Raw genomic sequence first — 26,299 nt, forward strand, 5'->3', positions numbered from 1 at the left:
AGGGCGCGATAGCGCATCGGCGCGCCTGCTTTTGCGGTAAACTGCGCCGCCGGGCCGATCGCGGCCCACGCTCACGCGCCGCCACGCGCAGGATTGCATGTCTAATTCCGAACCCGATCAAACGCCTGCATCCTTTGATGCCATGGGCCTGGCACCTGCCGTGCGCGCTGCCGTGGCCGAAGCCGGCTACGACACGCCCTCGGCGATTCAGGCCCAGACCATCGGCCCGCTTCTGGCGGGTTGCGATGTATTGGGCCAGGCCCAGACCGGTACCGGCAAGACAGCGGCCTTCGCGTTGCCGATCCTGAGCCGATTGGCCGAGGCGGGTGCCGGGCAGAAGAAGCCCCGCGTTCTGGTGTTGGCACCGACCCGGGAACTGGCCATGCAGGTTGCTGCGGCCTTCGAGCAGTACGGCGCCGGCATTCCAGGCTTTTCCACGTTGGCGATCTATGGCGGTGCGCCCTACGGGCCGCAGCTGTCGGCGTTGAAGCGCGGCGTCGATGTGGTGGTGGCCACGCCGGGCCGAGTGATCGATCACTTGAAGCGTGGCGCGCTCGATCTGTCGCAGCTTGGTTGGCTGGTGCTCGACGAGGCCGACGAGATGCTGCGCATGGGTTTCATCGATGATGTCGAGTGGATCTTTTCCCAGGCGCCGTCCGAGCGCCAGGTGGCCCTGTTTTCGGCGACCATGCCGGGGGCGATCCGCAAGATCGCGGCCCAGCACATGCACGAGCCCGAGCACATCACCGTGGCCGCAGCGACCGGCACGGCCGACAATATCCGACAGCGTTACTGGATCGTCGGGCGCGGCGTGAGCAAATCCGAGGCCTTGGCCCGGCTGCTCGAGGCCGAGCCATATGACGCGATGATCGTCTTCGCGCGCACCAAGAAGACCACCGAAACGATTGCCGCCGAGGTTTCAGCTCTGGGTGTGGCCTGTGCGGCCTTGAACGGCGATGTGGCCCAGGCGCAACGCGAGCGTGTGGTGGCCCAGGTCAAAAACGGGCAGATCGATGTGATCGTGGCCACCGATGTCGCCGCCCGCGGGCTGGACGTCGAGCGCATCAGCCACGTCATCAACTTCGATATGCCGGCCGATCCCGAATCTTATATCCACCGTATCGGGCGCACCGGGCGTGCCGGGCGGGCAGGCGATGCCATCCTCTTCGCCACGCCGAAAGACAAGGGCCGCTTCAAATCGATCGAGCGCGTCACGCGCCAGGCCATCGAGGCCATGGATCTGCCTACGCCGGCCGAGATCAACAGCCGCCACGTCGAGCGGTTCAAGACCCGAATGGCCGAGGCCGTAGCCGCTGGTGATCTCGACGGCGAGCGCTCGCTGGTGGCGGCTTTCTGTCGCACGCACGAGATCGAGCCGCTGGATCTGGCAGCTGGCCTGGCGCGCATGGCCCAGGGCGAGCGCCGGTTGTATCTGGGCGAAAGAGCCCAACAAATCACCGAGAAATCCGGGGCGCGGCCGGCCACCCCGCATCTCGATGAAGGCCGGCCGCTGGCGACCTTCCGGATCGAGATCGGGCGCGAGCACGAAGTGGCGCCGCGTAATATCGTGGGTGCGATCGTCAACGAATCGGGCTTGGCCGCCAAGCAAATTGGGCGCATCGATATTCGCGAATCACACAGCCTGATCGAGCTCCCCTCGGATCTGCCGCCTGAGATCATGGCGCATTTGAAGAGCGTGGCCATCGGTCGTCAAAATCTGTCGATCAGCGCCTCGAACGAGCCGATCCCCGCCGCCCCCGGGGCGAAGAAACACAAGGCCGGCAAGAAAGCGTCGCTGGATGCCCGCGGCAAAAAACCACGACATGCCAAAAGCGCCAAGGCCAGTAAGCCCAAACGCGCCAAGAAATAAACCGATAGTCAAGACCTGCGTATCGGAGCGGACATATTTATGAGTTCTATCGATGCATCGAACATTCCGGCTGATCATGTCGATATCGGCGGAGCGGCCGTGCCACGGGTCGAACTGGCCAAGGTCTTGCCCGATATCGTGCGCTTCGAGGCCAACCTGACCGACGCGCTAGCCGTCGAAAGCCATATGAAACAAGGCGACGGCGTGGTGCCAGACTTCGTGACCCAATGGCCGGAAGACCGCCTGGCCGAAGTCATCACGACCCTCAAGGAACTGGGCAGCATCCGCGAACAGCTCATGCGTGCCGATCGGCCAGATGATGGCGCGGCGGACACCGCATGAGATCGAGGTTGTAAACCGAGACACAGCGCGCGGTGCTTGAACGATCGCTGCAGCAAGAAAGCCGGCCGCGATAACGTATGCTCGTCGTGTTTACCCGCCGGCGAAGATCGCGCCAATCGCAGCAATTCTTTTGATGCTCCGTCGTTATGCCCCTACGCATCGAGCAATTTTTGCTGCGCAGGCTCTACGCGGTCAATCGGCATGGGCATTGTCGAATGTCGCAGCACCCGAATCACGCCCACGCCGTTTGCTCGCCCGCTAGATGTTACGCCTCTATGGGTCGAATGACTGACAGCTTATAGCCGGCTCGGCGCGAGCTCTCGAGCGTTGCGTTTGGGGTTGAAGGGTACAGTGATGCAAGTCGAAACGATCCCCCAGAACACGCTGCAATCGAGGCATGATCACTTCCCACGCTTCGAGTGCCTCGACTTCGATTTCGGCGGATAACGCATGGCGACTCGACGATAACGACCAGACGTGAAGATGGTGTACGCCGAGTACGCCATCAATACCGCGTAGAGCCTGTGTGATTTCGGTGGGATCAACGTCTTTGGGCGTGCCTTCCATTAGAACGTGCAATACATCACGTAACACATTGATGCTCGCAATGCCGATCAACACACTGATAAACAGTGATAATAACGGATCGATCAGCAGCCAGCCGGTCAAATAAATCACGAGCCCGGACGCAAGCGCGGCGACAGAGCCGGCGAGATCGCCCATGACGTGCAACAACGCGGCACGAACATTCATGTTGTTTTCGCCGCGCATCAAAAGCCAGGCCACCGCAACGTTCACGAGAAGTCCGATAAAAGCGATAACCATGACGAGTACGCCGCCCACCTCGACGGGCGCGGTTAGTCTGTCGAGAGCGGCCACCACAATCCAGACGACGACCCCCAACATGAAAAGCGTATTGACCAGCGCGCCGATCGTCTCGGCACGTGCAAAGCCGTAGGTATGGCGTTTGGATGCACGACGCCGGCTCAACCAGGCAGCAAATGCGCCGATGCCCAGTGATAGGGAATCCGTGATCATGTGCCCGGCGTCGGCAATCAAGGCCAGCGAATTGGCCCAGATCCCGCCCAATACTTCGACGCCGGCGAAAGCGGTGGTAAATACAAGCGATAGGATCAGCACCCGAGTACTGCTGGCGCCGCCGTGACTATGGCCGTGGCCGTGTTGATGCTCTGTCATCGGATTGTTCTCCCGAGGCGCCTCGCCCGAGCGGCAGGATCACTTGTGACCAGCCTATTGTTGGTTCGCATATTCGTGTTTAATTCTTTCATTGTGATGTCCTGAAATAAGTCAATATGGGCGGATATCTCTCTGGCCCAGCTAAAGACGCGAATCCGCGCACACTAAATTGTGGCGGCGCCGATACGAACGACGCCGCCACGGGCTAGGCGATACGCCTCTACCGGCGCTCGACGTCCTCAGCGCGACGTGGCTCGGCGAACCAGCGATAAATCGCCGGCAGGACCAACAACGTCAGCAGGGTCGATGTAATCAAGCCGCCAACAACGACCGCCGCCAAGGGTCGCTGGACGTTCGCCCCAATACCGTTGGCCAGCAGCAGGGGCACGAGCCCGAGAATGGCAACGCTTGCCGTCATCAACACGGGGCGGAGGCGATGCTCGGCGCCGATCCGTACGGCGTCTTCGGTCGACATCCCTTGCTCACGCAACTGGTTGATATACGAGACCAGCACCACACCGTTGAGCACCGCGACGCCGAATACTGCGATGAAGCCGACCGCGCCGGCCACCGAGAGATACAGCCCCGACATCCACAGCGCGAATATGCCACCGGTGATGGCGAACGGCACGTTGAGATAAATCAGTGCGGCGTAGCGCAAACTCGAAAAGGCCACGAACAACAGCAAGAAAATCAGTGCCATGGTGATGGGCACCACCACATATAACCGGGCCATCGCCCGCCGCTGATTCTCGAACTGGCCGCCGTATTCGACGAAATAACCCGGCGGTAGGGCGACGTTGTCCGCGACACGTTGCTGGATATCACGCACCACGCCGCCCATGTCGCGGCCCCGCACGTTGAGCTGGACGAACAAACGTCGGCTGGCCTTGGCCCGCGAGATCTTCTTGGGCCCGCGATAGACCTCGACATCCGCGACCCGGGATAACGGAATCATCGCGCCTTCGGAGGTCCGAAACGTCAGATTCCGGATAGCATCGATCCGGTTTCGGGCGGCTTCATCGAAGCGCAAAAAGATATCAAAACGCCGAATGTTCTCGAACACTTGGCCAACGGCCGCGCCGCCGATACCGGTTTCGACCACGCCCAGTACTTCATCCAGCGGAATACCGTAGCGTGCCAGGGCCTCGCGATCGGGCCGAACCACGATCTGTGGCTTGCCACCTTGTTGCTGCACCCGTACGTCGGCAGCCCCCGGTACGTCTCGCGCGATGGCCGCGATCTCTTCGCCGGTCTTGGCGAGCTTGTCGAGATCATCGCCGTAGATACTCACGACCACCTGAGCCAATACGCCGGATAACAGCTCATCGGTTCGCAGCTGGATGGGCTGAGAGAAATTATTCGCAAGCCCGGGTATCGCGTCGCCCACGCGCTGGGCCATGGCGTTTTGAAGCTGCTCGTAGTCGCGCCCGGCGCGCCATTTATCCAACGGTTTCAGGTTAACCACCGAAGCGATGACGTTGACCGGTTCCGGATCACCGCCGACTTCGGCACGCCCAACGCGAGAATAGACGCCTTCGACTTCCGGGAACTCACGCATCACGGCCTGCACCCGCTTGGCGTAGGCCTGGGTGGTTTTGAGGCTGGCCCCCGGCGGCAACGTCGAGCGCACCATAAATGTGCCTTCGCGTAGGGTCGGGATGAACTCGGTCCCCAGGCTCGGAAAGATCACCAAACTGCTCAGGAACAGCACGATGGCCAGGCTAAGCACGGCGATTGGCGCTTTGATCGCCGCGTCGCGCACGGGGCGGTATCCGGCCTTGAGCCAGCCGATGAGCCGCGGTTCCCCGTGCGCACTGCCTTTTTTGAACAAGAACGAGGCCATCACCGGCACGAACGTCAGCGCCATGACCAGCGCGCCGACCAGCGCAAAACAGATGGTATAAGCCATCGGCGAAAACAACTTGCCTTCGGTGCCCTGCAGGGTGAATAGCGGGGTGAAGACGAGCACGATGATCGCGATGGCAAACGTGACCGGTTGAGCGATTTCCGCCGCTGCTTCACCGACCAGACGTAAATGCGATACGTCTTCGTCCGCGCGTTCTTCCATATGCCGGAAGATGTTTTCGATCATGACGACCGAGCCATCGACCATCATGCCGATACCGATTGCCAGCCCGCCCAGGCTCATGAGATTCGCCGATAACCCCACGTAGTCCATCGCAATGAATGCGATAAGCACGGACAAGGGCAGACTGGCAATCACGATCAGGGTAGAGCGTAGGTTGCCCAGGAACAGATAGAGCAGCACGAAGACCAGAATCGAGCCTTCCAGCAGCGCATCCTCGACGGTGCCAGAGGCTTTTTCGATCAGGCTGGCCTGGGAATAAAAAGGCTTGACCCGCATGCCCTCGGGCAGGGCCTGATTGATGGTATCGACCTTGGCCTCGACCTTGTCGAGCAATGCCTGCGTATTGCTGCCGAACAGCTTGAGCACGAAACCACCAACGGCCTCTTCGCCGTCGGCGATCATCGTGCCGCGCCGGATGGCCGGGCCAAATCCGACCTCGGCGATATCCGCGATATACACCGGGGTGCCATTGTTCTCGGTGACCTGAATCGTGCGCAGATCGTCGAGGCCCTCCTCGCCGGGGCTTACCCAGCCATAGCCCCGAATGATGTATTCCTCGCCGCCGCGATTGATGAACGATCCGCCGACGTTGCGGTTGTTTTCCGCAATAGCCCGTCGCACCTCGGCCACGGTGATATTACGGGCCGACAGCGCGTTCGGATCGAGCGTGATTTGATACTGTTTTTCGTATCCGCCGATCGACAGCACGCCGGTCACCCCGGACACGGTGCGCAGTTGTGGCTTGACGATCCAATCCTGCGCGGTGCGTAGCTCGGTCGGCGTGTATTGGCCGGGTTGCGTGTTTTCGACCGTATACATCATCACGCGGCCGAGCCCGCTGGTGATCGGTCCCAGCTGCGGTTCGCCCAGGCCTTCGGGGATCTGTTCACGGGCCTTGGCCAGACGCTCCATCACCAGACGCCGCGCGAAATAGATATCGGTGCCGTCCTCGAAGTACACATTGACCCGTGACAGACCAAAGATCGAGGTGCTCTGTACCCGTTCCAGGCCCGGCAGGCCATACATGGCGATCGAGACCGGATACGAGACCTGGGTCTCGACGTCGACCGGCGACAGCCCCGGACTGGAGGTATAGATCTGCACCATTGAAGGTGTGACGTCCGGGTACGAGTCGATCGGGACATTGCTGAATGAATAGACACCGGCCAAGGCGAGGGCGGTGACGGCCACGAGTGTGAGCACCCGATTAGCGAGTGCCATCCTAACGAATCGAGAAATCATAGAGCGTACCTCGATCAGTGGCCGTGGGCCGCGCTACGCGAGCCGCTGGTCAGTGCCGACATCAGATCGAACGCGCCGCCGGTGACCACAGCGTCGCCTGCTGCGAGACCGTCACGGATCTCCACCTGGCCGTTGCCTTCATGTCCCAGCGTGACGGGCACCACGCGAAACGCACCGGGCTCGCTGCCGGGTACGAAAACGGCCGACTCATCCCCATCCAGGGTCTGAACCGCGTCGGTTGGCACGAGCGCATAATCTTTGCTGCCCTCGGTTTGAATAGTGGCCGTACCGAACATGTCGGCGCTGAGGCGCCTGTCCGTGTTGTCCACGACGGCGCGCACCGTCAGCGTTCGAGAATCGGCGTCAAGCGCTTCGGATACCCAGTTGGTCGTGCCCTCGAAACGTCGGCCGGGAAGCGATCGAACCCGCAACGACACAGCCAGTCCCGGTTGCATGCGGGCTGCGTTGTTCTCGGCCACGTGGATCATCACCCACATCTGTGACGCGTCGACGACCTGAAAAGGGGTTTCGTTGGACGCCACGGTCTGGCCGATGACCGCGTCGCGCCGTTGAATCGTGCCCGCGATAGGGGCACGCAACGTGAAGCGGGACAGTGGCGCATCGCCGTCGGTGGTATCGATTGCGGCAATCTGATCGGCGGTCAGCCCGTAGAGCTTCAACTCCGCACGTATCGCACGTCGCGATGCGCGCGCCGATTGATACGTCGCCCGTGCTTCGTCGAGCGCGGCCTGGCTGATGATCTTGTCTTCGGCCAGATCCTGCTTGCGCTTATAAACGGCCAGGGCGTTGCGGTATTGGGCCGTTGTGGTCAGATAACGGGCCTTGGCCTTGCCAAGGGCCACACTATCGAGCACCGCCAGCGGATCGCCTACGGCAACCCGCTCGCCCAGGTCCGTTTTCACGGCCACGACTTTCGAGGCCAGCCGGGGCCCAATCTCTGCGACCTTGTCGGCATCGAAACGCACGTCGGCTGGCGCCTGGATCGTGTCCTCGGCCGAACCGGCCGGCGCCTGGGTGACACGAATCGGCAACTGCTCGCGTTGTTCCGGTGTCAGATGAATTCGGCGTGGTTTTGCGGCGTGTGCCTCATCGTGCTCGGCAGTGTTGTCGGTCTGTGTCTCTGTCTTGCTCGATGGTTGCGGTTGCGCGCCCGCCGGAGCAGATTGTTCTTCGGGTGACGACGCATCACAGCCACTGGCGAGCGACACGGTGGTGAGCAAGACGCCGATTGCGGCATAAACGTAATTGGATTCAGACATTATTGGTCTCCGGTGCGCGCGCTGTCGGTGGCGATAGCGATCAAACCACCGGTCGCGCGTTCGAGATCGGTTGTCGCATTGATGAGCCCATCGAGAGCCGAGAGATACTCGGCGCGCACCGAAATCAGGTTGTTCTGGGCCGCGGTGATGGCCGGGGCACCCACTTCGCCGGCTTGAAACGCCCGCTTGGTCAGCTCAACGCTTTGCTGGGCGGCATCGAATACCGCGCTGTTCAATGCCTCGACCTGGGTGCGTGCCGATCGATAATCGGATAACGCTCGAAGCACCTCGATCCGGACATCACGTTGCAGATTTTCTTGCTCGAGTTGTGCCCGATCGAGCGCGGCGGCGGCTTCTTTGCGTTCGCCCGCATAGCGATGAAGCACCGGCAGTTCGAATGACACGCCGCCGCCGGCGATGGTGGCGCCGCGACGACGGGGGCCTTGGCCATTGCCACCGTTTTCTTCGCGATAGAAGCCGAATACGGTCAGGTTCGGAATGATCTGTCGATCCGCGAGTTTCAAGCGCTCGCGAGCGGCAGCCACGCGGCCCGCGGCAGCCACCAGATCAGAACGCTGACGTACGGCGCGTTCGAGCAAGTCGGCGCGATCGGGAAGTTGCAGTGGATCGATGCTCAGCTCGCCCACGACCGCGAGCCCCCGACGGGGGTTGATCCCCAGTAGATCATCGAGCGCCAGGCGCGCGCGCCGGCGTCGGTTTTTAGCTTGCGCCAGCACGGCTGTCGCCCGGCTCACACCCAACTGTGCGGCGTTGAGTTCCAACTGGGTACCGGCACCGGCGTCCATACGCCGCTTGGCGTAGTCGTAAAGCGCTTGGTTGGCTTTGACGACCCGGCGAGCGGTCGTCACCGCTTTATCGGCCACGATAACGGACAAAAAGGCCGCTCTCACGCGTGCCGTGGTTGCCGAGACCAGATATCGATACTGGTCTCGGGCAGCCGCCAACTCATTATTGGCCGCTGATTCCTGAAGGCCGCCTTGGCCGGCAACCCAGAATTCTTGGCTGAGCTGAATATTCAGGTCGGTACCGCTACCGCCAGCAGTGGACCGTTGGCCGGCGCCGAGCTCGATGCGCGGGTTTGAAGGTACCGCCACATCGGCATGAATGGCCTTACCGGTGAGTTGCTCCACACGGATCTTGGCCGCACGCAGGGCGGGGTTGTAGTCACCGGCCCAATCAAGCGCGGCGTTAAGCGTTAACGGTTGGGGGATTTGGGTGACGGCACCCGCCGTCGTTATAAATCCACCGAGTCCCAGGCCGAGCGCACACACGCCCAGCCGCAAACGTATTGCAGACATACATGAATCCTCATCGCAAAAAAGAAAAAAGCGAGGGGATTCAGGCTATGGGCGGTGTAATCGGCGGTTGGGGCACCACGCTGGTATAGCTCGGCGCAATATATGCGACGTGCGCCGGCTTGCCAGCGCTGGCAAGCACGGCGTCGGGGCTGACGATGCCCAGATGATGCAACTCGGCGTGGCCACAATGCGTGGCCGACACATCGGGCGCGCTGGACGATGCCTGTGTGACTGCGGGCTGCGTGCCGTCGGCGGCGGGGCGCTCGGCAAATGCGCCAGCTATCGCTTGGCCGTGGCCCGGTCCGGTCAGATCATGCGCCGACCACAGCAAGGCGTTACAGGCCAGGCAGAACGCCAGCCCGTAGATCAGCCATGTCGCGATTGGCCATGAAAACGGTCGCATAAGCCGTATTCGAGCACGCTAGCCATGTACGGGGCAAGCGCCGGTTGAGTCCGAACCCACCGCCGCGCAGACTCACCGGCTGTCTGTAGTGTAGTAGCGGGGCTCAGCCTCATGCGTGTTCGCGATATCGATTTGTTGCTGTATCAAGGCGAAAGCGCCGATGCCACAGGCGGCGGACTCGACGGTGCAGTACAGCTGGCCGGCGTGTTCGAGCGTCGGCTGGGGGTGGCCCCGCAACGTATCGGCCAGCGCTCGGTGCGTACCTCGGCCAATCAGCTCGAGGACTGGCAGGATCAGCTTGTCGATATGCGCGGCGGGCTGGAACAGGCAGCGGCCGGCTGGGCGAAAAGCCTGCGCGGCAATCGCCGAATCATCGGGCTCTTGCCGCGGTGCAGTGTTGCCATGGCGACCTTGCCGGAAGTCTTTAAACAACATCCTCGGGCACGGCTGTTATGGATCGATGCCCACCCGGATCTGAATACGCCGCAAGAAAGTAGCAGCGGCTATTTGGGGGGCATGGTACTGGCTGCGGCAATTGGTCGCTGGGATAGCGGATTGGGTGCGGCCGTGCCCGTCGATCAAGTCGCGCTCGTCGGCGCGCGCGATATCGACGCCGCCGAGCAGGCCTATATCAATGCCAGCGGTATCCGGCGCGTGGCCATTGACGATTTCGACGCCGCGGCGCTCGCCGACTGGCTAGGCGATGCGCCGGTCTATATCCACTTGGATTGCGACGTGTTCGATCCAGCATGTCTGCCGGCTGACTTCACGGTTGACGATGGTATCGGCTTCGATCAGCTGGCCCGCGTGCTGCAAGTGATCCGCCCCGAGCGTGTCGTGGGCATCGAGATCGCCGAACTGGCCGCGACCTGGCGCGATGGGCGACAGGCACCGACCCAGCGCCTGGTCGATACCTTCATGCGGTTGGTCGAGTAGTTGGGCAATCGCGTGGCGATAGCCGAACGGTTTGGCTATGAATTCGCGACAGGCGACTGTTTGTTGGATCGAATTAAGCGGCGTATTATTAATTTAACATAATATACATTATGTGCACAGGGTGTAACTTTATAAGTGTTGCGTGATTCGTTATGAACGTGCATTTATTTGCGCAACAGCTATATTGATAACAAGCAATCTGAGGTGTTGCGTTATGCCGTGTATCAGGCTTCGTCATCCTTCCGTTCCATCGAACCTAATAGGTTGGACATTGGTCGACTCAACCGGACGACCGCGCTACTGGGCAACGGTGTGGACTGCACTTGATGGCGCTGCTCTGCAAGGATCGACGTTATCTGAGTACCTGCGAGCCATCGAGTCTTTATATCTGGCTGTCGAGCGTCAGACCGGTAAAGACTGTTTGGACAAACTCATTGCCGAACTCGACTTTGATGACTTGGAAAAAGCTCTCGAAGGCCATTTCGTATACCAGCGCAATCATGCCACTCAGACTTTCCAGCCCTCACAAGGTTGGCGCCTCGCTGTAGGTTTCGTCAGCACGTGTGTTAGCCGCTTAGCTAAGTCTTCTGATCGAACACTCGATAGCATCCACCACCGATTGTTGCGGCTCGACCAGCTTTATACGTCGCTACAGATGCCAAGGAGCAAGCGGTCGGAAACAGTCCGGGCGTTGCCAGCAGCAGTTGTCGAAGATTTGTACGATGTTCTAACTCCCGGTTCAACACGGAACCCGTTTAGAACCAAATCACTTCAATGGCGAAATTTTTCAATCATCTTGTTGATGTTGCATCAAGGGCTACGTCGCTCGGAGGTTCTAGCACTTCCCGCAGATGCGATTAAGCAGGAATGGGTCTCGAATAAACAGCTCCCGAGATGTTGGCTAGATATCGCAGCCAACCCTTATGAACGCGTTGATCCGCGTGCCGATCCAGCTAGGCTAAAAAATCATTACGCAACGCGACAGATTCCTGCGTCATCAGACCTCGCTGGACTTATAGAAACCTATCGCACCAGCTATCGAGGCAAACCCTCGCATAGCTATCTCTTCACCTCGCAAACAGGCGCCCCACTTTCAAAGCGCTCGATTAATGTCATCTGCTCGACTTTGTCTAGCAGTTTGAAGCCCAGTGCGGTAACAGAGCTTAAGCGTTTGCGTAAAATTGCTTATATACGCCCTCACGATTTCCGCCACACCTGCGCCGTAATGCGCCTGAGGCAATTTGTTGATGCAGGAACTGATATGGATATGGCGTTGCAGAAATTACGCGTGCTCTTCGGATGGTCACGCACGTCGACGATGCCCCAGCGATATGCACGTGCCTACTTCGAAGAGCGTCTGGCAACCGTATGGCAAGACGCGTTCGAGGTACATGTAGACGCACTGAGACGTTTGGAAGGCGTTAGCAACCAATGAGGCGGCGCAAGTTAGCATTTCAGCAACTCGATAGGCCCGCGAGGCTCGCGGCGGACGCCGATAAGCTATCTTTTCTCTCTGAGGTGATTCGTTACTGGGATGGCTTTGCCAACAAATGGCAGTCTGTAGACGAGAGTTATTTTGGTCCTTACTGGACGGTTAAATTTAATGGCAGTTCGAGTCGTTTAAATTTTTCCAACATTACGACACCTGCGCTCGCTGTCTTAGCTAGGCATTGGGCCTCCCAGTCCCTGCAGGTTCTTAATCCGGCTACAGTTTCCGGTTACTTTAAAGGGATTTGTGAGGTGGAAAGAAAATTGGGGAGCGACCAACTAACTGAGCTATTAACTGCAGCACCTCACCAACTAGCGAAAGATTGGCATCTTCTATTGGTGCCCATGTGCAAACCAAGCGCGTTGTCGTCGCTTAAGTCGCTGTTGGTGTTCTGTTGTGAGCGATGTGTTGGAGAATTGAGGCCATATCACGCCGATTATGTGAAGGCACTCCGATTTCCGCCGCCGACTGGCCGCGCCTACGCTGCTGTCCGCGCCGGCAGCGTATTCCTAACGCTGCGAGAGGAAGCAGAGATCGTAGACTATTTGGATAGCGTCAATCGCCAGATTGGTCCGCTGGGGGATTTCAAAGATGTCGACGTAGAGGCGCTTCGCGCCGCATGTGTGCTTGCTATCTCCTATCAGTTTGCCATGCGGCCAATTCAAATGGCTGCAGTTCGTTTATCAGACGTCCGCCTATACCAATCTGGAAAAAATGAGCCGTATGCGGTTCACATCACATTTCTGAAAGTGAAGCAGCGCTCTTCTGGGAAACGGCTGCCCATGACACGCAAAATTAAGCGGGAATGGTGCCCCATATTCGCCCGCGTTCACGCCATACGTGTAAAGAACCCCGCCCTCCTCTCGCGCAAAGGCTCCTTAACCGACTCCTACCTCGGCCTTAATCCCTCGCAAGTCTCAGCCTTGATCCAAGAAATAACGTCAAAGATAGCGGGCCGCTTATTATCAGCTAATCAGCTCCGGCATACAGGCGCCCAACGGCTAGTCGACGCCGGCGCTACCAAAGAGGAGCTTGCCGAGTTCATGGGTCATTCCAGCTATCACACTGGCTTGGTTTACTTCGATATTTCGCCGACCCAAGCCGATCGGGTTAATAAAGCGCTTGCTATCTCGCCTATTTACAGTGCGGTAGCTGAAGTTGCCCGAACGCGCTGCATCGACAAGAAAGCTCTGCTTAAACGCCCTGCTGACCAGCAAATTGGGGGCGTTCCGCATGGCATCCCAATTGCCGGTATCGGAGCCTGTCAGCTTGGCCAGAGTCTCTGTCAAAAAAACCCAGTGCTCGCCTGTTATACCTGCGCCAAATTTATGCCGGTGCGTGATGACCGTATTCATCGCGAGACCATTGAAAGTCTCAGAGAAATCGTCAAACGTTTCCACGCAACATCGCGCGGCGAAGTGCAGTCTCCTGCTTTTATGCAGTTGAGGCAGACGCTCTCAGCTGCGCAAGAGCTGATTGGGGAGTTGGACGCTTTCGAGGATAAGCCAGGCGATAACCTTCATGGCTAGATTCTTCGCCGATTATTTATTCGCAAGTCGTGCGCTCGCGGAGAGGCATGGCTTAGCCTGGGATTTTCCGGTTAATGCCTTAGGTAAGGCATCGAAAGTCGATGCATGGGATCTCACCGCGTTAGCCGGCGCGTTATCACCGCCCAGACTCCTATTGCGTAATTTTGGTTTCGACACCAAAACGCTCCAGCACATCGACGCTCACTATCGCGAGACGGACAAATCGCTCATCCAGCTAGCTACTCCTTCTGCCGCATGGCAAGACTTGATCAAAGCGGCAGCGGTCAATGGCATTCTGGTCAAAAGGAATAGCCCAACTCACGTTATTGGACAAGTCGTGCGCCCATTGAAGTTGATCGCAACCTGCGCCGGCAATACTGAGCCATGGGAGTTGGCATTTGACAATATCCAGCGAGCACTGGAAGTAGCCGCTTCGATTCAGCCTTCGGGACAATTAAGAAACACAACGGAAGCAGTTATACGGTATGTCATTGATTACAACCATCTGGCCGATCGTTCCCCGTTACTCCCCGTAAAAAGGGCCAACGGAGATCGTTCGGTCGCGTGGATTAGGCAGGCACCGCGTGCGAACCGTCTCAGAACACAACTGGCAGACCGGCATGAAGCGCAAAAGCTCCCGGACGAGAAAGCTTTCTGGGAGTTCACCCGAATTGTTTTTACTGAATCACCGCAGACTTTTATAGATGCGCTGCGCTTGGCCCTAGGTCAAACGTTGATTATGACGGGATTGCGCATCGGCGAGGCTTGCATGATCCCGACCGATTGGAGTCAGCTTCGAGCCTACTCCGCACTTGATGGGAGGCCAGCCGGAGACTACGGGGGAATATCTCAGTCTTTAGTCCTACGTTATTTCGGCGAAAAACAACAGTCAGCCGACGTCGAAGGCCAGCTGCTTTATCCTCAGATTCAGCACATTCCCAATTCGTTTGAAGAGCCGTTGACGGAGACGCTAAATCGCATAGCGGAATTGACGGCACCGCTACGTCAAACGCTCACAGCACAGATAAAGAGCGGTCGTCTCTTACCTGACTTTGGACTAGACGAGGATGTCACTCCTGCGCAATTGTTTCCGTATTTAAGCGGCAACCCGTTCGTATACGACGACCCTGAGCGCCACAACCTCGAGGCACGATATAAAATATCCTACGACGTTGCGATACTTGAAGAGATTGAGCAGCGTCAAAAAAATTTGGCGGCTAACGGCGGTAAGTTGCGTAATGAAGTACGTATCTACTTCACCCGCCTCCGACGTGGGCGAGAGGCCCTCTTGCCCTGCCGTAATCAATATGGCTGTATTCCGCGCAGACCTCGCTCCTCTCGAATGAACTATATCGATGGAACCTTCCGAATTCGTGACTTGGAAGCGTTCCTACGTGCTGCGATGCCGACCAAGTTGCCCGACACGGGCGTGTTCAGATCCGCCGATGGCAGCGAAATAGCTTCTAGCGATTTCTTGTTCCTCTTGCCGAGACGCAGTCTGCTCGAAGAGCGCAGTGGTGGTATATGTGACGTGCGAAAGTATTTTGGCGTCGCTCGTCTGATTTCACCGACTATGATGCGCGCGATCGGCGACCGAGTCGCTTCAACTGGTGGTAAAACATTATTCGAAAAGTACGCGAAAAATGAAGCAGACTCGAGGCTAACGATGACAACACATTCGCTGCGCCATCTGCAGAATACAGAGCTATTTAGGCTCGGTATTGCAGACACGATTATTACCAAGCGGTTTGGCAGACGAAGCGTCGCCCAGAGCTACGAATACGATCACCGCAGCCTCGCAGAAGAGTTAGATGCAATAGAAGTTCCCAAGTTGGCGAACGACTTACTACCGCCAAAAGCGCAGCAAGTATTGCGCATGGCGATGGCAGGCAAGATCGAAGGATCAATCATCGGAGAATTCAGACGGCTGCAAAAGAAGAAAGGCGATAAGGCAGCTTTCGAGTTCCTAGCGGTGGAGGCTGATGGCTTTCACACAACGCCCTATGGCTTTTGCGTCAATTCGTTTACGGTCGACCCCTGCCCGAAGCACTTGGAGTGCTATAACGGATGCCGACATTTCTCCACGACTGATCTGCCAGAACATCGTGAGAATCTATCGAGCCTTAAGGCGCAGCTATTGGAGGCCAAGCAACAGATTGCGGCTCGGTCTTCAGAGAGCGTTGGTTATGCTAATCAGCTTCGTCATGCAGCTAGTCGGCTCGCCGGTGTTCAAAGCGCATTGGACTGCGAGCCAGGCGCTAAGCCATTTCCAAACGGGCCCGACTTGTCAAAACCCACCGACCGCGACGATGGCCATTCTGTGCTCGACTAACAGGAAGTGAACGCTATGCCTGCTGATGCTCATTCGCCGCCAGATCAGCCGCTGAGTCTTGAAACGATGTTGGACTCATTTATCGACAGCGATGAAACGATTACCTATCGCGCTGTGGCAAAACAACTCGGAATGGCTGTTTCGTCAGTCACTCGGTCTGCACAACGCCGCGCGCTGATTGATGCCGCTAGCGAACGTCAAAGCGAAATGCGACTGTGGGCAAAAAGAGCCCAAAAAGCATCGCAAAAAAATCTACTCGACAAGCTGGCAAATAAAGAGCGACGAATCGACGAACTGGAACAGCAAGTTGCTTTGTTAACTGCCTCCCACAAAGCGATTATCCTTGCTATCGGCGAGACGGGCGGCTACTCGGCCTGGCAAAAATTTTTTGAATCTTACGAACAGGTTCCAGCGGTGCGTTCTTTATTCCCTCCAGAAACGCGCGGATAGAGCTAATCCAAGTCCGCGATCGGCGGAAATTGGATGCGTTCCGCAAGGAGTTAATCGCCTCTTTTAGTCATCAACATCACCTGGGTCAACACGCCCGCAAACAAAAGGAGCGCCCCTCCGACTATTCCAGCTGTCTTTGATAAATAAATTCCGACCACGATCGCGATGGCACCGAACCAGACTGCGTTGACTCCCAGCTTTATGGCATCGCGCCGAGCGTGTTCGTAGTCACGCGTTTTAATCCATCGCATCAATGACGATTTTAGCTGCAAGATCGATTACTCCTATTGATCGCAATTATTAGCCACCGCCTCATTAGTCTGCAATAGCTCGCAGCTGAGGCGAGGACACGGCGGCTTACCCCTTAGGCTGATCATCAGTGCCATTCCGCGGTGCAACTGACGACTCGTCGAGTTGTTCCGTTAGAAACCGATGCATCACACCTCTGTAAATCAGAGCTTCCCTTGGCACCTTTACGCCCTGGCGTTTCGCGAGTGAGAACGCGAACAATACCTGTTTCTCGGTTGGCGGCCTGATATCGCCATCCACAAAATCGCCAATAACGCGCGCAAGATGACGCAAAAGAGCCTCGCTGAATCGAGCACGCTCTGTAGCATCTTTTATTTGGTGAATTTGGTCTCTGATTATCGATGCGTAAACATCCGGCACTTCGACCGTTATATCGACGATGCCGTCAGATGTATCGTCAATCAGGGAGAGCAGCATTTTGAGCTCATGGCGAAATATAAACGATAGTTTATAGCGCTATGTGGCCCGCGACGAAATCCTTCTTCGGATGCGAAATAGATCCGAAGTCTTGGCTTTGCGAAAGCGAGTGGCGTCCAACATCAAACGCCTGCGAAATGAACGCGGCTGGGCGCAGGAGCAACTGGGCGAGCATGCTGAGCTCAGTCAAGTCTACTTAAGTCGTGTAGAGAACGCCCGAGTCGCTTGTTCAATCGATACGCTTGCTGCTATCGCCGACGCTATGAATGTGGATCCAATAGCGTTGGTTGAGCCGATTACTGAATAATCACCGATCGCACTACTCAGGCAGATCGTCGCTGCCTCTTTGGAGGAGTCGCCGTTAGACTGATAGTCCGCTCGCCGAGATCGATGGTCGATGTGAGCGCGAACTGTTCTTGGACACTTGATCCGCTTTCGACCCAAAGCGGCCCCTCTTCTTGACGATCGACTCGTCCAGTTCGCACTGACTTTCGAGCGAGCAATATTCAAATATCCAAGAATGGTCGATCTATTCTTAACGAGAATCGTCTTTGCTCCCCTAGGCTCTCCGCCTCCTATCCGCTTGACGTGTTTAGCCTTTGATTTTTTGACTGCATTCTTGCTTAGATAGAACGGACTTTGACGGCAGGGGGTAGGCAGATGCTTATTGAAAAGATACAAGTTTGGGGATTTCGGCTTTTGGAAAACGTCGAGCTTCACCTCGAGCCAACGGCCACCGTTATTGTCGGGCGAAACAACAGCGGGAAGACTTCGCTCACCGACATATTCGATCGGTTCGCCGGGGAGCATGGCCCGAAGTTTAGATTGGAAGACTTCTCAGCCGGCACGCGGGGGAAGTTTCTCGAAGCCAAGGCGCACCGCGAAGCCGGCAGCACACCGGACGAGGTGCTGGCTCTCCTGCCAACAATCGCGGTAACGCTTACGTTCAAATACGATCTCACGGCGGGCGAGTTGGGCCCACTCGCACCTTTTGTGATTGATCTCGATCCCGATTGCTCAACCGCCATCGCACGGATTGAGTATGCCGCCTCGTCAGGGTCACTGACGACTCTATTCGACGTTCAAGAGGCCGAGGACGGTGGCGATGCTATCACGCACTTTTACCGAGGTTTACGTGAGACTTTGCCACAGGCGTATCGCACCAATGTTACGGCGATCGATCCCGGCGATCCGACTAATTTTCTAACACTCGAAGGAACCAGTGCTCTTTCCGCTCTTATTCAATGCGGGTTTGTAGGCGCTCAGCGGACACTCGACAGTAATAAGCCAGGTGACACAGCCGTAATAGGACGGCTGCTAGGCACCCTATTTCAAACTGCGAACTCATTGACGGCTGCGGAGGCCGACCAAGCGCTGGTGGCTAATCTAAAGGCCTCCGTCAGCAAGATCGAACAGACGATCCAAGAAGACTTCGACACGATGGTGAAAAGCCTGCTGCCGGCACTAAGTGAGTTCGGTTTTCCTAGTCTCAACGACGCCGAACTGCGACCGGAGACATCGCTCAATGTCGAGACGCTACTCTCGGACCACACGAAGATCTTCTACTCTGGGCAGCATGGGGTTCACTTGCCGGAGGGATATAACGGCTTGGGTACGCGTAACCTGATCTACCTGCTGTTACAGCTCGAGGCGTTCCATAAGGCGTACCGCGCGCGCTCGATCAGGCCTGGCGCACACCTAGTTTTCATCGAAGAGCCGGAGGCCCATCTTCATCCTCAGATGCAGGAGGTGCTGATCTCCCAGCTAAACGCTGCTATCAAGGCGCTCTCCGCAAAATACAAGGACGAGCCGGTTTGGCAGGTCCAGTTCGTTATCTCAACGCACTCCCCACACGTTGCGAATGCGGCGTCCTTCGAAGCAGTCCGCTATTTTTTGAGCTCGCCGCGGGGTACGGCAGGATCACGCCGCACGAAGGTCAAGGATTTCCGTCAGGGCAGCATCACGATCGAAAAGAAGGATCGTGACTTCCTTCATCAGTACATGAACCTGACCCGGTGCGACCTGTATTTCGCCGACAAAGCGATCCTCGTTGAGGGGCCAACAGAGCGTATCCTCATGCCTCGCATAGTGCGCCTCGTGGACAAAGAACTCGCGTCTGAGAAGAAGCTAGGCCGGCAATACATCACGGCGATCGAGGTAGGTGGAGCCTACGCGCACATCTTCTACGCGCTGCTCGATTTTCTAGAACTTAAAAGCCTGATCATCACCGATATCGATGCGGTGCGATTCGATAGCTCAAAGGAAAAGCCGCGCTGGGTCAAATGCTCTTGTTCCGAGGGCGAACGCACTTCCAACGCCGCGATCCACAACTGGTTCTCTATTCCAAAGGGACAGCAGATCAGCATAGAAGCGCTCCACGGAAAGACGGCCGAGGAAAAGCTGACCCGATACCGGTCGCTCGCATACCAAGTGGCGGAAGACGGCTCAAGCTGGTGCGGCCGAAGCTTTGAAGACGCATTGATCCTGGCGAATCCAGATTTATTCGGTCTACCTGAAGAGGGAGATCGCGCGGGGCATGCATGGGAGATGGCGCAGGATCTCAATAAATCGGACACGGCTTTGCAATTCGCTATCGAAAAGCCCGATTGGTCGGTCCCGAAATATATCAAACAAGGGCTGGTGTGGCTGTCCGAACCGCCGTGGTCTCCCGAGGATCCATCGCCTATCGTTGAGCGGGTAGACGAAGTTCCGATGGATGCCGACGTCGCAGATGCCTCCTGCAGCCAAGCGGCAGTTGAGGACACCAGCCAGCGATTCGACCGATGATCAACCCAGCGCTCGAAGCCGCCGAAGAGGCACAGTCGAAGGTCGACGCCTGCCTAGATGATGGCCGCAACTTCCGGCTGGAGGCCGGCGCTGGCGCCGGAAAGACCTATTCGCTGGTCGAGGCGCTCAAGAAGCTTATCAATGAGCGCGGGCGCGAGCTGCAAAGGGCAAATAAGAGAGTTGCTTGCATAACGTACACAGAGGTAGCGCGCGAAGAGATTTCTCAGGAGATTGAAGAGCACCCGGCCATCCTAGTCAAAACTATCCATGCCTTTTGCTGGGGTTTTATGTCCAGGTTCCAGAAGGAACTGCGGGCGATGGTCGCTAGTCTCGCAGACAAAGAGGAAAAAATCGCTGAGGCAGGTGGCGTCACTAACCAGACTGTGGAATATCAATTCGGTTTCTTCGGAATCGATGAAAGGCGCATCACTCTGCATCATGACGATGTTCCGCGTTTAATGGCGCTACTTTTAAACAACGCTAAGTACCGCGCCCTCTTTGCGGCTACATTCCCGATCATGTTCGTCGACGAGTATCAGGACACCGACCCGCATTTCATGGTAGCGCTGGAAGAGCATTTCCTGAGCACCGGAGCCGGTCCAAGAATCGGCTTATTTGGAGATCACTGGCAGACGATTTACCGAAGCGACTATGGCCTGGCTGCATATCCTTCGCTTGAGCCCATCGACAAAGGCTCGAACTTTCGATCGGTACCAGCGGTGGTGGACGTGCTGAATGCACTACGCCCTGACCTAAAGCAGGCCGTCAAAGATCCAGACGCGCTTGGCGAGGCGCGATTCTTCCACGCGAATTCTTATACGGGCGAGCGGACAAGCAGTCGTTCGTCTAAGAATGACACACCCCCCGAGATCAGCCGGGATTTCATGTCGAAGCTGATGGAAACGCTCAAACAGGACGGATGGGATCTATCTCCAGAAACGACGAAGGTCCTCATGCTCACACATAACGCGATCGCCGCAGAGCGCGGTTATCCCACGATCGCCAAATCTTATCGCTATAACGACTCCTTCACGAAGAAAGAGGATCCGCTTATCGCTTTCCTCATTGATAGCATCGAGCCGATGTGTCGGGCCTTCGTCGAGAAGCGCTTCGGAGACATGCTCAAGGTCCTCGGCCAGCGGCCAAAACTGAGCGCTCACGGCGATAAACTTGCCTGGGCGAATGATATGGCGAAGCTGGCGGACGCACGCATCAACGGTACTGTAGGCGACGTCATCGACCTCTTAAAGGAAACCCATCGGCCCCATCTGCCGGATAGGATTGCTAGACGGGAGCAGGATCTCGCTTCGGCTGAGGACGAGGGTGAGCTTCCTCGATCTCTTCGGGAGCATAGCCTCGTGCGCGAGGCGCCTTACCAGGAAGTAGTGCGACTCGCAGAGTTTATCGAAGGCCAAACGCCGTTCGCGACCCAGCACAGCGTTAAGGGCGCTGAGTTCGACAACGTTGTTGTCGTGCTCGGCGGCGGATGGAACCACTATAACTGGCCCCAGCTTCTTGAGTTGCTGGCGACAAGCGAGATCACGTCGAGGAACGAGAAGGGCTACTATCGAGCACGAAACCTCTTTTACGTTTCGATCTCTCGGCCGAAAAAAAGGCTCGCAGTTTTGGCGACCCAGACGATGTCGCCGACGGCGCTGCAAACAGCAGAAAAGCTATTCGGGGAGGACAACATCGTTGCTCTTTGATTATCTCGGATGAGCTTGTAACGATCTGTAGAGACGTCCGAGTTTCCTGAGAAAGCCTCGGGACCGATCTAGCCCAGATAACTACCCTGACGGATAGATTGGTAGAGCGCTTCGATGTAGTAGAAGATTTCAGGTTGAGATAGACCTCGGATTACTCATACGCGTCTATTAGTGCGTTCTCTATTTGGGCTCGAGAAGAGCGACGCGACGACCGCATATCCAAGTGATGACCGCTTCTGGCCGATAGTTGACGAGCTGAATCTCTCTAAAACCACCGTTTTTGAGAGACTACGAATAAGCCCCAGCCAATGGCGTCGGCAATTGACTTTACCGTCTCAAAACACTGTCTTGAAACTTAGCCTCCGAAAACCTTCGCTGCAGGTGAGTTTTCGGAGGTCAGGCTATGTTTGTCGGCTATGCACGTGTTTCAACGCAGGATCAAAATCCAGATTTTCAGTTGGATGCCCTACGCGAAGCGGGATGCGACCGTGTCTTCGAAGAGAAAGCATCCGGCGCCCAGCGCGAGCGCCCGCAACTTTCGGCAGCAATCAACTATATGCGCGCCGGTGACACTTTGATCGTATGGCGCCTGGATCGATTAGCGCGATCTCTCAAGCAACTCATTGAGACCGTGGAATACCTCGACAACGCCGAGATAGGCTTCAAAAGCGTAGCTGAAAACATCGATACCACGACGGCAGGCGGGCGGCTCGTTTTCCACGTATTTGGGGCGTTGGCCGAGTTTGAAAGGAGTTTGATTCGCGAGCGGACCGGCGCAGGCTTGGCAGCGGCCCGTGCACGTGGTCGCATTGGTGGCCGTCCCGCGGCACTATCTGAAGCCGACAAAGCTATCGCGATGGCTCTGATGCGAGACTCGAACATCCCGATGTCGCAAATAGCCAAACGGTTGGGGTGCGCCGTTTCCACCCTGCACCGTCACTTCCCAGGCGGGAGAAAGATGGTTTAGCGCGACCGCTATCCTCCGGACGAATTCCTGTAGCACTGACTAATCAGCTTAAATGTCCCAAGGGTGAATACTAGAAATTAAAGGAGCTTTGATTATCAACAGCGTTATATCCTGGCGCCAAGTGCGCACCGGAAATCCCATATAAAATCGGTGAGTTTCTAAGCCAAAGGCGATATTCGGCTCCGTCTAACAGATGATGTTCGCTACAGTCCACTATCCACTGACGTAAGAAATATGGTGCCAGCGCCGCACGTACGCGCACCTTCAATGTTCCTGCGCGCATTCCGTAGTCCATCGCGACGATGTATGGATACTCTTCTTTCGGGTGGGGGGCTAGTTCGAGCTCGATCACTCTATTCCACTCGAGGTCATGTTCTGGGCATTCGAAATCCTGGATGGCTCCTCCAGTACCCGCGTTGGCTGTATCAATACGAGTCAGAACAAAGTCGCTGAACTTCTCTCGTCGACGGTCGAATGCTCGGACATGCCATCTAAGGCCGTTGAAAGCCAGAGCGAAAGGCACGATCTCACGCTCTACGCAGCCGCTGCTAAAAGAGTGGTATTGGATACGCAGCGGATATCTTCGAAATACGCTACGTGATACGGCAGCTAAAATATTAGTGGAAGGCAATGACAACCGTGGAGGTACTTCCGCGATTAATAGAGCCTCCCCAGTCTCCCAACCGCCGTCGTTTCCACCACGACTTAACGTTCGTAACGCTCGTGCCGGATCATGAGTGAAGACGGGCTGGAATTCTTTGCCGGGGCGATAGTGTTTACTTCTTTTCTCGAGTTCGATATGCCCACCCAGGGTTTCTCTGTAGTAAGCAATATCCCTCGTCACCGATACCGCAGCGACACCGAATCGTTCTGCAATCTCGGCTCTGCTGAACTGACCCAAAAAGTATGCCCGAAAATCTATCGCCATTAATCGCTGTAACTGCGCCCGGCTCAAATGTGCGACACGGGGATCTTCTGAGTTCACCATCATTTTGGAGTGCTTCACTCGAACGCCTTTGACATGATCAAAATGATAAGACATTATGATCATTATGAGCAAGCCCAAAAATACACGCGCAAGCCAACCTAGGCGGTCGAAGTCTAATGCTCGCCCACCCCTAAGCGACGCAACCGCTCTAATTGTGTGGGTTCGGTCGGCCGGCGTATGTGCCCGACCAGGGTGTGGGGCCGTCTTGCATAGGGACCCTAATCTGTTAGGCGCGAAGAAACTTGGTGAGTTAGCGCACAACGTTGGTGCTAGCAAGAACGGCCCACGTGGCGATGAAAACCGTTCAGAGAAATTGGCAGACGATCCCAAGAATCTAATTCTGTTGTGCCGCAGCTGCCATGGTTTGATTGATAAAAACAACGGCCGTGATTATGGCGAATCACTGCTCAGGCAATGGAAAACAGAGCATGAGCAGAATGTCGAAATCGCGGCGACTTTTACGCAATCAAAGCAAGCTATTCCCTTACTGATCGACGGCCCTATTGGGGGGCATACCCTCAGTATCGATGAGACTTCCGCGCTAAAGGCATTACAGAGTTCTCGCCTAGCTCCTAGTGGAGCACCGCAAAAAATCGAACTTCCAAATCATGTGGCCGAACCGGGTACAAAGGCCTGGTGGCAAGCTCATGATTCTGTCATCAGACGCAAACTTGAGCCTGTGCTCGAGCAAGCCGACCGGTTGAGCTTACCTCTCGCTGTCTTCGCTCTAGCTGAGATGCCAGCATTAATGGCTATCGGACATAGGCTCGGAGATAAGCGCGAAACACTGCCATTTCAATACGAGCGGAGTAGCGGATCCTGGTCTTTTCAGGCACCAGATGATCCCCCTGTGTCTTTTGAACATACGGCTCCAACATCGTTCTCGAACTCTGACGATGTCGCCTTGGTTTTGTCACTAACTGCACGAGTAGAACACGCCCGTGTCCACAAGGGGCTGGGCCGAGACGACATACCGATCTTCGAGTTGACAACGCCAAACCCCGGAACTGATCTGGTTCGCAATCCCAAGACCATTGAGGCATTCCGTCACGCCGTGCGCCGTTGTCTTGATTCGATCGAATCACATATCGGAATCGGCCACGGCACAGTCCATGTGTTTCCAGCTATGCCGGCTCCGCTAGCACTGGCGTTTGGGGCATGTGTTAATCCCAAGATTTCATTCTCGCTACGTGTCTACGACGCTCGTGGACGAGACGGAGCATTCACAGCGGCTATTACCTTGCCGCTAGACCATATAGCGAGTGATAGCCATGACCAGTGACGTATTTCTGAGCGAAGACGCGTTCCGTCGTCTTAAGAAAAACATAGCACCGAGCTCAAAGACCACCACTTGGGAAAAACTGCTGCTGAAATATCTTGAACGAATTTCACTGACACCCGCACAGTATGAGCTCATTGATGGACGCTATAACACGGTTGCCGATATTCTTGATCGATCCAGCGATCCTCTGTTGGAAGGCATAATTTTCTTGCCACAAGGGTCATTCCGAACCCGGACCGTGATACGTCCGGAGAATGGCGAGGTCGATGTTGATGCTGTTGCCTGGCTGCCGCGAGGCCAAGGCTTGCCCGCAAAGTTTCTCTACCAGTTAGTTCGAGACGAGTTGGATAAGGGAGTGCGTACTGAACAAGGCATCGAGGAGAAAAACCGATGCATACGCGTCCTCTATGCCGATGAAGATCCGGCTTTCCATATGGATGTCACGCCGGCGCGCAACGCCGTATGCAATGCAAACGCCGATGGTTCGGGCGAGTTAGAAGTATCCGATCTGCGCGCGTGCGAAAACCCGCGCGAAACCGGCTACAAGCCAAGCAATCCGGTCGATTTCGCTAAGTGGGTGCAGCGAGCCTCAGAAGAAGACGTGTACGTTCTTGAGAAGTATGACGGCTCGATCGAGTTCAGAGAGGCCGCAAAAGCAGAGCCTTTACCAAGTCATAGCGATCTCACGGCTTTTGATCCGCTTCGTGCCACGATCAAAATGCTCAAAGCACATCGGGACAGATATTTCTCTCTCGCGGGGAATGCGAAACAGAAGCCTATTTCTGTGCTTCTTACGACGCTCGCCTGTCACTCATATCTACGCGTAGCTCACGCATCAACTGGACAGCCGATGCGTCCCATAGACGCCATCACTGCCATCATCGATGAGCTTCCTCGATGCTTTGATCAGCCACGCCAAGGTGAGCAGTACCGTGTAGAAAATCCAGTGAGCCGTGATGAGAATTTTGCCGAGCGATGGAACGACGATCAAATGCTGGTGCTCGCGTTTCGCAGCTGGCACGGGCAGATATCAAGAGATATTCGACTTGGATTGCTTGGGTTTGACTCCAAAGGAGAATTCGCCGAGCAATTCGATCGTGCTTTCGGCCATCGCTCGAAATCACTTGCGGAGTCGTTCTGTGACGAATCCATTATCGCGGATTACGATCCTCTTGGCTTGAGTCTTCACGCAACCGATCGCCAAAGAAATTCGGATGCAATCCAGAAGACTTTTGGTATCGGCGCAAGCAAGAAATCGCAGTCGACTGAGCCACTCGAGCGACTTGGTTAGCACGGCCGGCTGTCACAACGGAGCTTCTTCGATCGAACCATCCGGCGAGCTAATCGGACTTATTGAGGCGC

The 26,299-nt window shown here is 56.5% G+C and carries 20 protein-coding genes; 13 read left to right on the top strand and 7 right to left on the bottom strand.

The genetic code is table 11. The annotated features are described in order from the left end of the window. Positions 1-97: 97 nt before the first annotated feature. Both SAJA_RS13710 and SAJA_RS13715 read left to right on the top strand, forming a co-directional pair. Positions 98-1,870 carry a DEAD/DEAH box helicase gene (locus SAJA_RS13710; protein WP_123659239.1) on the top strand — a complete coding sequence of 591 codons (1,773 nt, stop codon included), beginning with the start codon at positions 98-100 and terminating at the stop codon, positions 1,868-1,870. A gap of 39 nt (positions 1,871-1,909) precedes the next feature. Continuing rightward, on the top strand, positions 1,910-2,212 hold the full coding sequence (locus SAJA_RS13715; protein WP_123659240.1) for a hypothetical protein: 303 nt from the start codon (positions 1,910-1,912) through the stop codon (positions 2,210-2,212). A 273-nt stretch (positions 2,213-2,485) separates the two neighbouring features. Here the strand turns inward: SAJA_RS13715 and SAJA_RS13720 are convergent, their stop codons facing one another. From SAJA_RS13720 to SAJA_RS13740, 5 genes are all read right to left on the bottom strand, one after another. Continuing rightward, positions 2,486-3,409: a cation diffusion facilitator family transporter gene (locus tag SAJA_RS13720; protein ID WP_123659241.1), complete on the bottom strand. Its 924-nt coding sequence runs from the start codon at positions 3,407-3,409 to the stop codon at positions 2,486-2,488. Between the two features lie 220 nt (positions 3,410-3,629). Beyond that, complete coding sequence (locus tag SAJA_RS13725; protein ID WP_123659242.1) at positions 3,630-6,743, bottom strand: efflux RND transporter permease subunit; 3,114 nt, start codon at positions 6,741-6,743, stop codon at positions 3,630-3,632. Between the two features lie 14 nt (positions 6,744-6,757). Further along, on the bottom strand, positions 6,758-8,023 hold the full coding sequence (locus SAJA_RS13730; RefSeq protein WP_123659243.1) for an efflux RND transporter periplasmic adaptor subunit: 1,266 nt from the start codon (positions 8,021-8,023) through the stop codon (positions 6,758-6,760). Continuing rightward, positions 8,023-9,342 carry a TolC family protein gene (locus SAJA_RS13735; RefSeq protein ID WP_123659244.1) on the bottom strand — a complete coding sequence of 440 codons (1,320 nt, stop codon included), beginning with the start codon at positions 9,340-9,342 and terminating at the stop codon, positions 8,023-8,025. Before SAJA_RS13735 ends, SAJA_RS13730 begins: the two co-directional genes overlap by 1 nt. A gap of 40 nt (positions 9,343-9,382) precedes the next feature. Next, positions 9,383-9,745: a hypothetical protein gene (locus SAJA_RS13740; RefSeq protein WP_123659245.1), complete on the bottom strand. Its 363-nt coding sequence runs from the start codon at positions 9,743-9,745 to the stop codon at positions 9,383-9,385. Between the two features lie 111 nt (positions 9,746-9,856). On the opposite strand from SAJA_RS13740, the gene SAJA_RS13745 reads away from it, so the two are divergent. The 5 genes from SAJA_RS13745 to SAJA_RS13765 all read left to right on the top strand — a co-directional run bounded on the left by SAJA_RS13745 (position 9,857) and on the right by SAJA_RS13765 (position 16,481). After that, the gene (locus tag SAJA_RS13745; protein WP_123659246.1) at positions 9,857-10,681 is read left to right on the top strand and encodes an arginase family protein; all 825 of its coding nucleotides are present in this window, start codon (positions 9,857-9,859) and stop codon (positions 10,679-10,681) included. A gap of 310 nt (positions 10,682-10,991) precedes the next feature. Then, positions 10,992-12,116: a site-specific integrase gene (locus SAJA_RS13750; RefSeq protein ID WP_184999902.1), complete on the top strand. Its 1,125-nt coding sequence runs from the start codon at positions 10,992-10,994 to the stop codon at positions 12,114-12,116. Beyond that, a complete protein-coding gene (locus SAJA_RS13755; RefSeq protein WP_123659247.1) occupies positions 12,113-13,699 on the top strand; it encodes a site-specific integrase in 1,587 nt (528 codons plus the stop codon). Before SAJA_RS13750 ends, SAJA_RS13755 begins: the two co-directional genes overlap by 4 nt. Continuing rightward, positions 13,692-16,031 (top strand): hypothetical protein, encoded by a 2,340-nt coding sequence (locus tag SAJA_RS13760; protein ID WP_123659248.1) that lies wholly within the window; start codon positions 13,692-13,694, stop codon positions 16,029-16,031. The genes SAJA_RS13755 and SAJA_RS13760 overlap by 8 nt, the downstream gene beginning before the upstream one ends. A 15-nt stretch (positions 16,032-16,046) precedes the next feature. Then, positions 16,047-16,481, top strand: a complete 435-nt coding sequence (locus SAJA_RS13765) for a hypothetical protein (protein ID WP_221180258.1) — start codon at positions 16,047-16,049, stop codon at positions 16,479-16,481. 357 nt (positions 16,482-16,838) lie between these two features. On the opposite strand, the gene SAJA_RS13770 is transcribed toward SAJA_RS13765, so the two are convergent. After that, entirely contained in the window at positions 16,839-17,207 is a 369-nt protein-coding gene (locus tag SAJA_RS13770; RefSeq protein ID WP_123659249.1) for a hypothetical protein, read from the bottom strand. Between the two features lie 70 nt (positions 17,208-17,277). Between SAJA_RS13770 and SAJA_RS15565 the strand changes: the two genes are divergently transcribed. From SAJA_RS15565 to SAJA_RS13790, 4 genes are all read left to right on the top strand, one after another. Further along, positions 17,278-17,514 (top strand): helix-turn-helix domain-containing protein, encoded by a 237-nt coding sequence (locus SAJA_RS15565; protein ID WP_342777555.1) that lies wholly within the window; start codon positions 17,278-17,280, stop codon positions 17,512-17,514. A 353-nt stretch (positions 17,515-17,867) separates the two neighbouring features. Continuing rightward, complete coding sequence (locus SAJA_RS13780; protein ID WP_123659250.1) at positions 17,868-19,994, top strand: ATP-dependent nuclease; 2,127 nt, start codon at positions 17,868-17,870, stop codon at positions 19,992-19,994. Beyond that, entirely contained in the window at positions 19,991-21,700 is a 1,710-nt protein-coding gene (locus SAJA_RS13785) for a UvrD-helicase domain-containing protein (RefSeq protein WP_123659251.1), read from the top strand. The genes SAJA_RS13780 and SAJA_RS13785 overlap by 4 nt, the downstream gene beginning before the upstream one ends. A 403-nt stretch (positions 21,701-22,103) precedes the next feature. Then, positions 22,104-22,667, top strand: a complete 564-nt coding sequence (locus SAJA_RS13790; protein ID WP_123659252.1) for a recombinase family protein — start codon at positions 22,104-22,106, stop codon at positions 22,665-22,667. A 70-nt stretch (positions 22,668-22,737) separates the two neighbouring features. Here the strand turns inward: SAJA_RS13790 and SAJA_RS13795 are convergent, their stop codons facing one another. Next, the gene (locus SAJA_RS13795; RefSeq protein WP_221180260.1) at positions 22,738-23,709 is read right to left on the bottom strand and encodes a helix-turn-helix transcriptional regulator; all 972 of its coding nucleotides are present in this window, start codon (positions 23,707-23,709) and stop codon (positions 22,738-22,740) included. A gap of 151 nt (positions 23,710-23,860) precedes the next feature. On the opposite strand from SAJA_RS13795, the gene SAJA_RS13800 reads away from it, so the two are divergent. Together SAJA_RS13800 and SAJA_RS13805 are read left to right on the top strand one after the other, a co-directional pair. Next, on the top strand, positions 23,861-24,937 hold the full coding sequence (locus SAJA_RS13800) for an SAVED domain-containing protein (protein WP_184999903.1): 1,077 nt from the start codon (positions 23,861-23,863) through the stop codon (positions 24,935-24,937). Further along, the gene (locus SAJA_RS13805) at positions 24,927-26,228 is read left to right on the top strand and encodes a nucleotidyltransferase domain-containing protein (protein ID WP_123659254.1); all 1,302 of its coding nucleotides are present in this window, start codon (positions 24,927-24,929) and stop codon (positions 26,226-26,228) included. Before SAJA_RS13800 ends, SAJA_RS13805 begins: the two co-directional genes overlap by 11 nt. The last annotated feature ends 71 nt before the right edge of the window (positions 26,229-26,299 follow it).

Source organism: Salinisphaera japonica YTM-1 (assembly GCF_003788585.1).
Classification (GTDB): Bacteria; Pseudomonadota; Gammaproteobacteria; order Nevskiales; family Salinisphaeraceae; genus Salinisphaera; species Salinisphaera japonica.

Excerpts from the sequence above, each read along its gene's own strand:
- SAJA_RS13790 (WP_123659252.1), top strand. The coding sequence starts at position 22,104 with ATGTTTGTCGGCTATGCACGTGTTTCAACGCAGGATCAAAATCCAGAT.
- SAJA_RS13740 (WP_123659245.1), bottom strand. The coding sequence starts at position 9,745 with ATGCGACCGTTTTCATGGCCAATCGCGACATGGCTGATCTACGGGCTG.
- SAJA_RS13720 (WP_123659241.1), bottom strand. The coding sequence starts at position 3,409 with ATGACAGAGCATCAACACGGCCACGGCCATAGTCACGGCGGCGCCAGC.
- SAJA_RS13755 (WP_123659247.1), top strand. The coding sequence starts at position 12,113 with ATGAGGCGGCGCAAGTTAGCATTTCAGCAACTCGATAGGCCCGCGAGG.
- SAJA_RS13795 (WP_221180260.1), bottom strand. The coding sequence starts at position 23,709 with ATGTCTTATCATTTTGATCATGTCAAAGGCGTTCGAGTGAAGCACTCC.
- SAJA_RS13760 (WP_123659248.1), top strand. The coding sequence starts at position 13,692 with ATGGCTAGATTCTTCGCCGATTATTTATTCGCAAGTCGTGCGCTCGCG.
- SAJA_RS13730 (WP_123659243.1), bottom strand. The coding sequence starts at position 8,023 with ATGTCTGAATCCAATTACGTTTATGCCGCAATCGGCGTCTTGCTCACC.
- SAJA_RS13785 (WP_123659251.1), top strand. The coding sequence starts at position 19,991 with ATGATCAACCCAGCGCTCGAAGCCGCCGAAGAGGCACAGTCGAAGGTC.
- SAJA_RS15565 (WP_342777555.1), top strand. The coding sequence starts at position 17,278 with ATGCGAAATAGATCCGAAGTCTTGGCTTTGCGAAAGCGAGTGGCGTCC.
- SAJA_RS13735 (WP_123659244.1), bottom strand. The coding sequence starts at position 9,342 with ATGTCTGCAATACGTTTGCGGCTGGGCGTGTGTGCGCTCGGCCTGGGA.
- SAJA_RS13745 (WP_123659246.1), top strand. The coding sequence starts at position 9,857 with ATGCGTGTTCGCGATATCGATTTGTTGCTGTATCAAGGCGAAAGCGCC.
- SAJA_RS13780 (WP_123659250.1), top strand. The coding sequence starts at position 17,868 with ATGCTTATTGAAAAGATACAAGTTTGGGGATTTCGGCTTTTGGAAAAC.
- SAJA_RS13715 (WP_123659240.1), top strand. The coding sequence starts at position 1,910 with ATGAGTTCTATCGATGCATCGAACATTCCGGCTGATCATGTCGATATC.
- SAJA_RS13710 (WP_123659239.1), top strand. The coding sequence starts at position 98 with ATGTCTAATTCCGAACCCGATCAAACGCCTGCATCCTTTGATGCCATG.
- SAJA_RS13770 (WP_123659249.1), bottom strand. The coding sequence starts at position 17,207 with ATGCTGCTCTCCCTGATTGACGATACATCTGACGGCATCGTCGATATA.
- SAJA_RS13725 (WP_123659242.1), bottom strand. The coding sequence starts at position 6,743 with ATGATTTCTCGATTCGTTAGGATGGCACTCGCTAATCGGGTGCTCACA.
- SAJA_RS13805 (WP_123659254.1), top strand. The coding sequence starts at position 24,927 with ATGACCAGTGACGTATTTCTGAGCGAAGACGCGTTCCGTCGTCTTAAG.
- SAJA_RS13765 (WP_221180258.1), top strand. The coding sequence starts at position 16,047 with ATGCCTGCTGATGCTCATTCGCCGCCAGATCAGCCGCTGAGTCTTGAA.